The 12161-nt window shown below is 57.6% G+C and carries 11 protein-coding genes; 4 read left to right on the forward strand and 7 right to left on the reverse strand.

All coding sequences use genetic code 11. The annotated features are described in order from the left end of the window. Positions 1–61 precede the first annotated feature (61 nt). A complete protein-coding gene (gene xylA / locus EBC_RS18200; RefSeq protein ID WP_013203314.1) occupies positions 62–1381 on the forward strand; it encodes a xylose isomerase in 1320 nt (439 codons plus the stop codon). Positions 1382–1398: 17 nt separating this feature from the next. Next, a complete protein-coding gene (xylB, locus tag EBC_RS18205; RefSeq protein ID WP_013203315.1) occupies positions 1399–2862 on the forward strand; it encodes a xylulokinase in 1464 nt (487 codons plus the stop codon). A 64-nt stretch (positions 2863–2926) separates the two neighbouring features. On the opposite strand, the gene EBC_RS18210 is transcribed toward xylB, so the two are convergent. The 4 genes from EBC_RS18210 to EBC_RS18225 form a co-directional block, all read right to left on the reverse strand. Continuing rightward, positions 2927–3823, reverse strand: coding sequence for a Dyp-type peroxidase (locus tag EBC_RS18210; RefSeq protein WP_013203316.1), 897 nt, complete (start codon positions 3821–3823; stop codon positions 2927–2929). A gap of 15 nt (positions 3824–3838) precedes the next feature. Then, a complete protein-coding gene (locus EBC_RS18215; RefSeq protein ID WP_013203317.1) occupies positions 3839–4456 on the reverse strand; it encodes an RpoE-regulated lipoprotein in 618 nt (205 codons plus the stop codon). Between the two features lie 116 nt (positions 4457–4572). Beyond that, positions 4573–5019, reverse strand: a complete 447-nt coding sequence (locus EBC_RS18220; RefSeq protein WP_013203318.1) for a DUF2919 domain-containing protein — start codon at positions 5017–5019, stop codon at positions 4573–4575. A 56-nt stretch (positions 5020–5075) separates the two neighbouring features. Next, positions 5076–5501, reverse strand: coding sequence for a GNAT family acetyltransferase (locus EBC_RS18225; RefSeq protein WP_013203319.1), 426 nt, complete (start codon positions 5499–5501; stop codon positions 5076–5078). A 211-nt stretch (positions 5502–5712) separates the two neighbouring features. Here EBC_RS18225 and amiA point away from each other — a divergent pair, with 211 nt between their 5' ends. Beyond that, positions 5713–6591, forward strand: coding sequence for an N-acetylmuramoyl-L-alanine amidase AmiA (gene amiA, locus EBC_RS18230; protein WP_013203320.1), 879 nt, complete (start codon positions 5713–5715; stop codon positions 6589–6591). 50 nt (positions 6592–6641) lie between these two features. Then, a complete protein-coding gene (hemF, locus tag EBC_RS18235) occupies positions 6642–7550 on the forward strand; it encodes an oxygen-dependent coproporphyrinogen oxidase (protein ID WP_013203321.1) in 909 nt (302 codons plus the stop codon). Positions 7551–7610: 60 nt separating this feature from the next. Here hemF and maeB read toward each other — a convergent pair whose 3' ends face one another. The 3 genes from maeB to EBC_RS18250 form a co-directional block, all read right to left on the reverse strand. Continuing rightward, positions 7611–9890 carry an NADP-dependent oxaloacetate-decarboxylating malate dehydrogenase gene (maeB, locus tag EBC_RS18240; RefSeq protein ID WP_013203322.1) on the reverse strand — a complete coding sequence of 760 codons (2280 nt, stop codon included), beginning with the start codon at positions 9888–9890 and terminating at the stop codon, positions 7611–7613. A 295-nt stretch (positions 9891–10185) separates the two neighbouring features. Beyond that, positions 10186–11148, reverse strand: a complete 963-nt coding sequence (locus EBC_RS18245; protein ID WP_013203323.1) for a sugar-binding transcriptional regulator — start codon at positions 11146–11148, stop codon at positions 10186–10188. 154 nt (positions 11149–11302) lie between these two features. Continuing rightward, on the reverse strand, positions 11303–12160 hold the full coding sequence (locus EBC_RS18250; RefSeq protein ID WP_013203324.1) for a phosphogluconate dehydrogenase C-terminal domain-containing protein: 858 nt from the start codon (positions 12158–12160) through the stop codon (positions 11303–11305). Between the last annotated feature and the right edge of the window lies 1 nt (position 12161).

Raw genomic sequence — 12161 nt, forward strand, 5'->3', positions numbered from 1 at the left:
GCCGCTGAACTCCGAAGATGCCCCTATCCCGCCAGACGGGCCAGCTACCCAGGAGTCAACCATGCAACCCTATTTTGATCAGCTTGAACAGGTTCGCTTTGAAGGAACCGGCAGTAAAAACCCGCTGGCGTTTCGCCATTACAATCCCGACGAGATCGTCCTCGGCAAACGGATGGATGAACATCTGCGTTTTGCTGCCTGTTACTGGCACACCTTCTGCTGGACCGGGGCGGATATGTTTGGCGTCGGGGCGTTCGAGCGGCCGTGGCAGCAGGCGGGGGATCAGCTGGCGCTGGCAAAGCGTAAGGCCGATGTCGCCTTCGAATTCTTCCAGAAACTGAACGTGCCTTACTACTGCTTCCACGATGTGGACGTCTCGCCGGAAGGCGACTCGCTGAAGACCTACCTGAATAACTTTGCGGTGATGAGCGATGTGCTGGCGGAAAAACAGCAGTCCACCGGCGTCAAGCTGCTGTGGGGCACCGCCAACTGCTTTACCCATCCCCGCTATGGCGCAGGCGCGGCCACCAGCCCCGATCCGGAAGTGTTCAGCTGGGCAGCGACTCAGGTGTTCACCGCGATGAACGCAACGAAGAAACTGGGCGGCGAAAACTACGTGCTGTGGGGCGGACGCGAGGGTTATGAAACCCTGCTTAACACCGATTTACGTCAGGAGCGCGAGCAGATCGGCCGCTTTATGCAGATGGTGGTTGAGCATAAGCATAAGATTGGCTTCCAGGGCTCGCTGCTGATTGAGCCGAAACCGCAGGAGCCGACCAAGCACCAGTATGATTACGACGTGGCGACGGTGTATGGCTTCCTGAAGCAGTTTGGCCTGGAAAAAGAGATCAAGGTGAATATCGAGGCGAACCACGCCACCCTCGGCGGCCACTCCTTCCATCATGAGATTGCCACAGCGATTGCGCTGGGGATCTTCGGCTCGGTCGATGCCAACCGTGGCGATCCTCAGCTCGGCTGGGATACCGATCAGTTCCCGAACAGCGTTGAAGAAAATGCGCTGGTGATGTTTGAAATTCTTAAAGCGGGCGGCTTTACCACTGGCGGCCTCAATTTTGATGCCAAAGTCCGCCGTCAGAGCACCGATAAATACGATCTGTTCTATGGTCATATTGGTGGCATGGATACCATGGCGCTGGCGCTGAAGGTGGCGGCGAAGATGATTGAAGAGGGTGAGCTGCATCAGCTGGTCGCCAAACGCTACGCCAACTGGAACGGCGAGCTGGGCCAGCAGATCCTGCAAGGCAAGCTGTCGCTGGATGCGCTCGCGAAATACGCCGGCGATCATAACCTGGCACCACAACACCAGAGCGGTCATCAGGAAAAGCTGGAGAATCTGGTGAATCGCTATCTGTTTGGTTAATACAAGGACACGCCCCTATGTATATCGGCATCGATCTCGGCACCTCCGGGGTGAAGGCTATCCTGCTCAGTGAAAGCGGGCAGCTGCTTGCCACGCACGGTGAGCCGCTGACGATTTCACGCCCGCAGCCATTATGGTCCGAGCAGTCGCCTGCTGAATGGTGGCAGGCAACGGATAAGGCGATGCAGGCGCTGGCGAAACAACAGGATTTGCAGCAGGTGAAGGCCATCGGCCTGACCGGACAAATGCACGGCGCCACGCTGCTGGATGCGCGCCAGCAGATCTTACGTCCGGCGATCCTGTGGAACGACGGCAGAAGCGCGGCGCAATGTCGGGAACTGGAACAGGCGGTTCCGGCCTCGCGTGATATCACCGGCAACGTGATGATGCCGGGGTTCACTGCGCCCAAGCTGCTGTGGGTGAAGCAGCACGAGCCGGAGATTTTCAGCCAGATCGACAAAGTGCTGCTGCCGAAGGATTACCTGCGCTGGCGGATGACCGGTGAATTCGCCAGCGATATGTCCGATGCGGCGGGAACGATGTGGCTGAACGTCCGTCAGCGTGACTGGAGCGATGAACTGCTGTCCGCCTGCGGCCTGTCCCGCAACGCCATGCCTGCGCTGTTTGAGGGCAACCAGATAACCGGCAAGCTGCACGCCGAACTCGCCGAGCATTGGGGGCTGGCGGGTAGCTTACCGGTGGTGGCGGGCGGTGGCGATAATGCCGCCGGCGCGATTGGCGTTGGGCTGTATCAGCCGGGCCAGGCCATGCTGTCGCTTGGCACCTCGGGGGTTTATTTCGCGGTGAGCGACGGCTTCAGGAGCAATCCGGAAAGTGCGGTGCACAGCTTCTGCCATGCGCTGCCGGAAACCTGGCATCTGATGTCGGTCATGCTGAGCGCGGCGTCCTGCCTGGACTGGGCCTGCAAGCTGACCAATATTCGCGATGTGCCGACGCTGCTTACGTTGGCGGAGCAGGCCAAACCGGTTGATGCGCCGGTGTGGTTCCTGCCCTACCTTTCCGGAGAACGCACGCCGCATAACAATCCGCAGGCGAAAGGCGCTTTCTGGGGGCTGACGCATCAGCACGGTGCCGAACATCTGGCGCGCGCCGTGCTGGAAGGGGTGGGTTTTGCGCTGGCGGACGGCATGGATGCGCTGCATGCCAGCGGCCTGCAACCGCGCAGCATCACGCTGATCGGCGGCGGTGCGCGAAGTGCCTGGTGGCGGCAGATGCTGGCGGATATTTGCGGACATGCACTGGAGTACCGCACCGGCGGTGACGTGGGTCCTGCGCTGGGTGCGGCCAGGCTGGCGCAAATCGCGATCAATCCTCACAAGCCGCTCAGCGAGATGTTGCCCGAGCTGCCGCTGGAACAACGCCATACGCCGGATGCGGAAAATCATCAGCATTATGCCCAACAGCGGGAAACCTTCCGCCAGCTGTATCAGGCGCTGTTGCCGTTTATGACTGAGGAGTAATGCCGGTTGAGGAAGGATCTGTGAGCAGGGAATTAAGCCCCTTTCGTGAGGGGCTTATTGCGTATTACAGGGCGGCTAACTGCTGCTGAGAAGGCGCATAGAAATAGCTGCCGCTGACCGGCTTGGTAAAGCGCAGCATGGCATCGAACTTATTGTCCAGCTCGCCGAACATGCTTAACAGCTGCTTTTCAATGTTGTAAAGCGTGGCGCAATAGGCGAGGAAGAACAGCCCGTTGGTGCCGCTGGCCGTACCGTATGGCAGGCTCTGGCGCAGAATTTTCAGGCCTTTGCCGTCCTCTTTCAGGTCGACACGGGCCACGTGCGACGTGGCCGGGCGGTCGTCGCCTTCCAGCTCTTCATTGCTCTCTTTGGTGCGGCCCATAATCTGCTCCTGCTTATTCACCGCCATGCGGTTAAACATCTTCAGATTATGTTCCCAGCGCTGGCTCAAGACGTAGCTGCCACCGGCATTTTCGCCTGCGCCAATCAGTGCCACCATCGGCCGCTGCTCGCCCTGCGGGTTTTCCGTACCATCAACAAAGCCGCTTAAATCGCGATCTTCCACCCAGCGGAAACCGTGGGTTTCTTCCACCACGGTAATCGCTCCGCCAAATGCCGCCACCGCCGCCTGCGCCAGGCTGAAGTTCACGTCATGGCGTAAGGACTGAATATGGATCAGCAGATCGCGCTGCGTGGCGGGTGCCATGCCCTTCCCCAGCGGCTGAAAGTCTTTCAGCTCAGCAGTGCTGTTTGCAGGGTTCAGATCGTTCCATAACGCCGGGCCAAAGGCGATAACCGCACCCAGTCCCGCATCCGGCCAGCGCTGTTGCAACTGCTCAAGCTGCTGCAGGAAAAGAGGAATACCCTGACGAAAGGCGGCTAAATCGCCCTGCATCATCGCTTCAAGGTAAACAGCAAAACGGCGATGTTCTAATAAAATGCCGCTCTGGGACTGGGACATGGTGTGGCTCTCCTGCTATTTTTGCCAGATGATTTTACTGATGGTCCATTTCTGCAGCGCCTCATCCGACGGCATCAGGCCTTCCGGACCGTGCCATTCGCCGGTAAAGACGTAGCTGATATGCTGACTGCCTGGCGCATTACACTCCACGCCGTCGCTGTCTTTGCCGGTGCCTTTCTGGCAGGCGCCGAAGGCTTTGCGGAACAGATCGCTGAACGGCGTACCGATTTTATTGCCGTCGGCGGAGGCGATGCTGCTGTCGGTCACCTCAATACGGTCGACGGTCGACTGCCCGCTCACTTCCACCTTAACCTTGGCATCTTTCACGGCCTGGAAGAAGGTCACCACGTTGCCATTATCACTACGCATCCCTTTGCGCACCTGATAGTTGCCGTTGAGGCCGTCACTGATAGCCTCTTCGGTCATGGCGGTGCTGCCATTCAGCGTGCCGACGCCCTGCTCTTCAACGGTGAGCGAGGAGCCAAACCAGTGCCATGGCGCCAGGCTGGACCACGAATAGGTCAGCGGATTCCACCAGGTCGCGCCGTTGGACGGCTGGGGTGAAGGGCCTGAACTGGCGCAACCGGCCAACAGCAAAGCGACGGCGATCAGTGCCGGGCGAACAGATTTCATTGCAACTCCTGTCATGGTGACTCAAAACGTCTGAACTGGTTGGAGTGTTAATCCGTGAAAAAGTTTTATCCGGCTCACAGAGTCGGATAAAAACCTGAAAGTGCCAGGCAACAGGTTTATGCCATATTGCTGGCAGGATCAAAACAGGCTTTTAACCGCCGGTTGAAAGCCAGCCAGTACAGCGCCAGCAGATCAAAACCGGTAAACAGGATCACCAGTGGTGAAACGGCGTCGTCGCCGTGCCACAGGGTGAAAGCCTGTAACGCCAGCATCGCCACCAGGGTCAGCATCAGCACCCAGCGCCAGGCCTGCCAGAGTTTCGGTGCGCGCTGGCGATAGCCGGTTAACAGCAGGCCCAGCGCGGCGGGCACGCCTAATCCCAGCCCCAACCAGAAGGCATGGGTGTCAGGATAGAATAACGCCAGCAGCGAAGTCCCTTGCTGACGCGAGGCGCCAGCCATCACAAACAGCACCCAGGTGCGGGCCTGTAACAGCAAAATCGCCCAGAAGCCCAGCGGTAATCGCAGCTGGCCTCGGGCATCGTAATCGTCAGGGGAATACATCAGGTTATTTCACATCACAGGCAGGAACGTCGGGTGACTCTGCGCCACCCGAGCGATTAATATTCGCGATCTTCAATCAGGCGTTTGCCGAGCAGCGCGCTGTCCACCGCTTCATAATCGAGCTTTTCATAAAAGCCCATTACCGCATCATTTTCTTCACGCACCATCACGTGGATTTTCGGACATCCGCGGGCGATCAGCTTTTTCTCCAGCCGGTTGATCAACGCGTTAGCAAAGCCACGGCCCTGATAATCGGGATGAACGCCGAGATAGTAAGCCGACCCACGATGACCGTCGTAACCGCCCATCAGCGTGCCGACAATTACCCCACCGACGACCGCCACCAGAAACAGATCGGGATCGTGATTGAGCTTACGCTCGATATCCATTTCCGGATCGTTCCAGGGACGTAATAGATCGCAACGCTCCCACAGGGTAATCACTTCTTCAAAATCGTCCTGGCTAAATACGCGAATTTCCATGGCGTTGCCCCAGATGTTAACCACAATTTGCTGATTATCACGCTTTCTTTCGGCGGTGCAAGCCTCAACCATCATTAAGAGCGAAAAAAACGCCCGAGCCCATCTGTTAGCCTGCTGAAATGGAAAGTAAAAAGTTGAAATAGTTCCCTCCTCGCGCGGGAGCTATTGTTACGATATAACAATAAGCACTTTGTGCCCTGAGGATGTGTTGATGAAAAAGTTTGGCCAGATGACCCCGTTAACTTCCCGACGTCAGCTGCTGCTTTCCGGCCTGGCGTTGGTTTTACTGGCCAATAAACCGGCAAGGGCGAAAGAGGAAAGCGCGTCGCTAAAACTCGCTTCGGCACGGGCTAAAGCCAACACCCCGCCACCGCCGTCCGCCAACGGCAAAAAAATCGTGATGATCGATCCGGGCCACGGCGGCATTGACTCCGGTGCGGTGGGCGAAGAGGGTTCCGAAGAGAAACATGTAGTGCTGGAAATTGCCAATCATATCCGCACCATGCTCAACGACCATCCGCATATCGAAGCGCGGCTCACCCGCGAGTCCGACCACTTTATTCCGTTGGGTGAACGTGTCGAAATCGCCCATCAGCACGGCGCGAACCTGTTTATGTCGATCCACGCCGACGGCTTTACCAGCCCCGATGCCAACGGGGCTTCGGTGTTTGCCCTGTCCAATCGCGGGGCCAGCAGCAGCATGGCGCGCTACCTGTCGCAGCGTGAAAATGCCGCCGATGACGTCGGTGGCGTCAAAGCCGCCGATAAAGACCACTATCTGCAGCAGGTGCTGTTCGACCTGGTACAGACCGACACCATCAAAAACAGCCTGACGCTGGGCAAACACGTGCTGGGCCAAATTCGTCCGGTGCATCACCTGCACAGCCAGCATACCGAACAGGCGGCGTTTGCCGTGCTGAAGTCCCCGTCGATCCCGTCGGTGTTAGTGGAAACCTCCTTTATTACCAACCCGGCTGAGGAGCGTCTGTTAGGCACCACCGCCTTCCGGCAAAAAATCGCCACGGCGATTGTCGGCGGCATCGTCAGCTACTTTAATGAGTTCGATGCCAATAACAGACGCCCCAGCTGACCCATTTTGGCGTATACTGCGCGCGTCAATTTTCATCAGCAAGGTAAGCCATGAACGCACCCGACCTCGCCCAGGTGAAGCAGTTTCTGCTCACATTACAGGACAGCATTTGCCAGCAGTTAGCCAAGGCTGACGGCAAGGCAAATTTTGAAGAAGACAGCTGGGACCGCGAAGGCGGTGGTGGCGGTCGCAGCCGCGTGCTGCGCAACGGCGCGATATTCGAGCAGGCCGGCGTTAACTTCTCCCACGTTCATGGCGATCAAATGCCGGCGTCTGCCACCGCACACCGCCCGGAGCTTGCAGGCCGCAGCTTTGAAGCGATGGGCGTGTCGCTGGTGATCCACCCGGAAAACCCCTATCTGCCGACCAGCCATGCCAACGTGCGCTTCTTCATTGCCGAGAAGCCCGGTGCCGATCCGGTGTGGTGGTTTGGCGGCGGGTTTGATATGACCCCGTATTACGGCTTCGCGGAAGACGCCGTACACTGGCACCAGACCGCCAGCGATCTATGTCAGCCGTTTGGTGAAGAGGTCTATCCACGCTATAAAAAATGGTGCGACGACTACTTCTTTATCAAGCATCGCAACGAGCAGCGCGGTATTGGCGGGCTGTTCTTTGACGACCTGAACACCCCTGACTTCGACCATTGCTTCCGCTTTACTCAGGCGGTGGGTGAAGGCTTTTTGCAGGCCTACCTGCCAATAATCGAACGCCGCAAGGGGTTAAGCTGGGGCGAACGTGAGCGGGATTTCCAGCTGTACCGCCGTGGCCGCTACGTTGAATTCAACCTGGTGTGGGATCGCGGGACTTTATTTGGTCTGCAAACCGGTGGGCGAACCGAGTCGATTCTGATGTCGATGCCGCCGCTGGTACGCTGGGAGTATGACTACGCGCCGCAGCCTGGCACCCCGGAAGCCGCGCTCTATACCGATTTCCTGCCGGTGAAAGACTGGATTTAAGCTAAAAAAAGGGGCGATAACACGCTTATCGCCCCTTGCATCTTCTTCGGCCGCGCGGCTTTATAACGGTGCCGTTTGCGCCTCAACCACCGCCAACGCCACCATATTGACGATACGCCTGACCGAGGCGATTGGCGTCAGCACATGCACCGGTTTGGCAATCCCCATCAGTACCGGACCGACGGTCACCCCTTCCGAACAGGACACGCGCAGCAGGTTGTAGCTGATCCGCGCCGCCTCAACGTTCGGCATAATCAGGATATTCGCCGCGCCTTTTAACGGGCTGTCCGGCATCAACTCCTGACGGATGCTTTCCACTAACGCCGCATCGCCATGCATCTCACCGTCTATTTCCAGCTCCGGCGCGCGCGCTTTCACCAGCGCCAGTGTTTCCCGCATCTTACAGGCGGCCGGTGCGTTGGAGGTGCCGAAGCTGGAGTGTGAGAGCAGCGCAACTTTCGGTTCGATACCAAACCGGCGCACGGTTTCCGCCGCCATCAGCGTCAGCTCGCACAGCTGTTCCGGCGTGGGATCCTCATTGACGTAGGTATCGGCGATAAAGGTATTGCCGGCAGGCAGCAGCAGCGCGTTCATCGCTCCGGCGACCCTGACGCCTTCGCGGAAGCCAAACAGCTTTTCGATTACGTCGTAATGCTCTTTAAAGTCGCCAATGGTGCCGCAGATCAGCGCATCCGCTTCACCGCGATGTACCATGATTGCACCAATCAGCGTCGGGTTGCCGATCACCGCGCGCTGGGCCTGTTCCGGCGAGACGCCGCGCCGCTTCATAATCTGGTAATACTCACTCCAGTAGGCTTTAAAACGCGGATCGGATTCGTTATTTACCACGTCAAAATCCTTTCCGGCTTCAATCTTCAGCCCCAGTTTTTTCAGCCGCATGTCAATCACGCTCGGGCGGCCGATCAGGATCGGTTTCGCCAGCCCCAGCGAGACCAGTTCCTGGGTGGCATGCAGCACTCTGGCTTCCTCGCCTTCCGCCAGCACAATCCGTTTCGGATCTTTTCGTGCCTGCGAAAAGATCGGCTTCATAAACAGATTGGTTTTATAAACAAACTCGCTGAGCTTTTCGCGATAGGCGTCCATATCCTCGATCGGCCGCGTCGCCACGCCCGAATCCATCGCTGCCTGCGCCACCGCCGGCGCTATCTGCACAATCAGCCGCGGATCAAAGGGTTTGGGGATCAGGTAATCCGGGCCAAACGCCAGTTCTTCATCGCCATAGGCGGAAGCCACCACGTCACTCTGCTCTGCCAGCGCCAGTTCGGCGATAGCATGCACCGCAGCCAGCTTCATCTCTTCATTAATCGCCGTCGCACCGACATCCAGCGCGCCACGGAAAATAAACGGGAAGCACAGCACGTTATTCACCTGGTTGGGATAGTCGGAACGTCCGGTGCAGATAATGGCATCCGGCCGCACCGCTTTTGCCAGCGGCGGCAGAATTTCAGGTTCCGGATTGGCCAGCGCAAGGATCAGCGGATCGCGCGCCATTTTTTTTACCATCTCCTGCGACATCACGCCGGGACCCGAACAGCCCAGGAAGATATCGGCCCCTTCAATCACCTCATTCAGCGTGCGTTTGCCGCTGTCCTGCACCGCATACGCCGCCTTGGTTTCCGCCATATTCGCTTCACGGCCCTGGTAAATCACCCCTTTGGAATCGCAGACCACGATGTTGTGTTTTTGCATTCCCAACGCCACCAGCAAATTCATGCAGGCGATGGCGGACGCACCGGCGCCCGAAACCACCAGCCGCACGTCGGAAATGGTTTTCTTCACCACCCGCAGCCCGTTGAGTACCGCGGCAGTACAGATAATGGCGGTGCCGTGCTGATCGTCATGGAACACCGGAATATTCATCCGCTCACGCAGCGTTTTTTCGATATAGAAGCACTCGGGCGCTTTGATATCTTCCAGATTGATGCCGCCAAAGGTCGGCTCCAGCGCGGCAATCACGTTGATCAGCTTGTCGGGATCCAGTTCATCAATTTCGATATCGAACACGTCGATGCCGGCGAACTTTTTAAACAGCACGCCCTTCCCTTCCATCACCGGCTTACCTGCCAGCGCACCGATATTGCCCAGCCCCAGTACCGCGGTGCCGTTAGAGATCACCGCCACCAGATTTCCCCGCGCGGTGTACTTAAAGGCGGCCAGCGGATCGGCGGCAATTTCCAGACAGGGTGCCGCCACGCCCGGCGAGTAAGCCAGTGCCAGATCGCGTTGTGTTGCCAGGGGTTTCGTCGGTGAGACCTGAATTTTTCCCGGAACCGGGAACTGATGAAAATCGAGCGCACTCTGCTTCAGTTGTTCGTCCATTATCAGGATCCTTGTTTTCTACGGAGGGAGTCAACGCGTCAGTATAAAAGGGCTTCGCCGGGCAAAACTTGAAGCAGTGCATAAAACCGCCAGGAATTCAGGTTTTATGGAAATGGTTTCCAGTAATCAGCAACAGCGAATAAAACCCGCCCGGCGTCAGCAACGTGGCGCCTTCAAAGACGGGATAAATGCATGCGGGGGAGAAAAGGCAGAGCAGCCATAAAGGCTGCTACAGAGTAAATCAGCGAGGAAAGGGCTATCGTTGAACGCCGCGATATCCGGGCGCGTTCCAGCGTTACTTGGTCATATTCAGCAAGGTGCGAATGTTCTGCGCCGAGCTGGCAATAATATCGATAGCGCCGGTTCTTAACGCGCCAAGAATGGCCATGGCTTTGGTATTTTCCGAGGCGATGGCAATCACGCAGGGTATTTTGCGCAGCTCTTCGATACTCAAACCGATCACCCGATCGTTCATCACCGTATCAACGTGCTGGCCCTGCGCATTAAAGAAGTCATAGCCCGCCACATCCCCGGTGACGCCCTGATTCAGGCTGGCATCAATAATTTCATGCGGCGTAAACCAGCCGAGCTTCACCATATAGCTGTTCTCGTTCATGTCACCAATGCCGACCAGCGCAATATCGGCTTTGCGGGCGCGATCGAGGGTCTCTTTAATGGTGCCGTTCTGCATAAAGGACTCTTTCAGCGCGCGGTTTTCCACGTAGGCCGGGGCATACAGCGTTTCGCTGATGCCGCCGAACTTGCGCGCCAGGCGGCGGCTGATATGGTCGGCGTTGATCGCATCGCCAGGACGATGGGTGCCGCCAATGCCGCTGATAAAGTGGCAGTTGCGGATCGGCACGTTGCCGGGATGATCGGCCACCGCGGCGATATTGCGTCCCTGTCCCACGGCGACCACCGCGTTATCCTTCAGCGTCTGCGCCAGATGCGCGGAAACCAGCGCCGCAACCTGACGGCGCTGCTCTTCTTCATCCTGATAATCCAAAGCGATTAAGGCACGTTGCAGCGGAAAACGCTCCAGCAGCTGCTGTTCCAGGCGGGTACTGAACACCGGGTGATAGCGCACGTTGATTTCAACAATGCCCTCTTCCTTGGCCCGCTTAAGCAAGCGACCCACTTTGATGCGGGAAATACCGAATTTACGCGCGATCTCTTCCTGGGTAATTTCGTCCTGATAGTAGGCAACGGCAATTTCCGTCAGCAGTTCTGTATCCTGAGAAGGCGAGTTCTTTTCCATCCGGGTTCTCTTGAGCTGGAGATAAGTCGGTGCCTGGCGGGCAACAAAGCCCGGGCGGCACTCGGGCCGCCCGCACGGTATAGACCGGATTTATACCACTTTCCCCCGGCGATGAGCCAATGATTGCCCATTCTTGCCCGGGGGAAGCTCACAATTAGCGGCGGATTGCGTCAATTTTCAGCATACGGGCAATGACGATATCCAACTCTTTCTCGTCAAAAATCTGCTTCCAGTCGGGTTTCACAATCTTCTCACGGCCATATTCCATGGCGATCATGCAGGCATCCGAGAACGGGTTGGTGGCGCGGAAAGCCACCGCCAGCGCAATCTGAATATGTCCGTAGAGCATCGCTTTCGCAGCGGCTTCCGGCACGCCAGAATGCTTGACCGTTTCGTCCAGCGCTTCTTTCATAAAGGCACCGACCATACAGGCCACGGTTTCCACTAACGTTGGCTCCAGATAGGCCAGCTGCTTCACCGTCACCCAGTGCACTTCCTCAACCGGGCCGTACATCACGCTGACCACCTTGCTCAGCTCGGCTTTTTGCGCGTCGCTGCCGGTCTCATAGGATGCGGCAATGTGCTGGATGGCGGCCACACCCCCGAACGCATCGGCATGTTCTTCTTTGGTGTAACGCTCGAGGAATACCGAGGGATGGCAAGGGTGCGCAACCGCGTACTCAATGCCGTCGCGCTGGGCGATCAGGTTGGCATAGGCGGCAGCCGGATCCAGCGTTAACAGGATGCCGCCGGTTTTCATCTGCGGCACCACGATTTCAGACACTTTGCCCAACACGATGTCCGGCACCGCGAGGATCACCACATCACTGACCGGCACCACCGATTCAGCGGCTGACAGTTCACGGCCCTGGGCGGTGACCTGTTCCTGCGCCTGTGGCGCGCTCTCACAATAGAAGACCTGATAATCACTTTTTTGCAGATTGGCTGAGATGCGCATGCCCATTTTGCCGCCGGCGCCAATAACGGTAATTGTTTTTAATTGTGTGCTCATA

The sequence above is a fragment of the Erwinia billingiae Eb661 genome (assembly GCF_000196615.1).
Taxonomy (GTDB): domain Bacteria; phylum Pseudomonadota; class Gammaproteobacteria; order Enterobacterales; family Enterobacteriaceae; genus Erwinia; species Erwinia billingiae.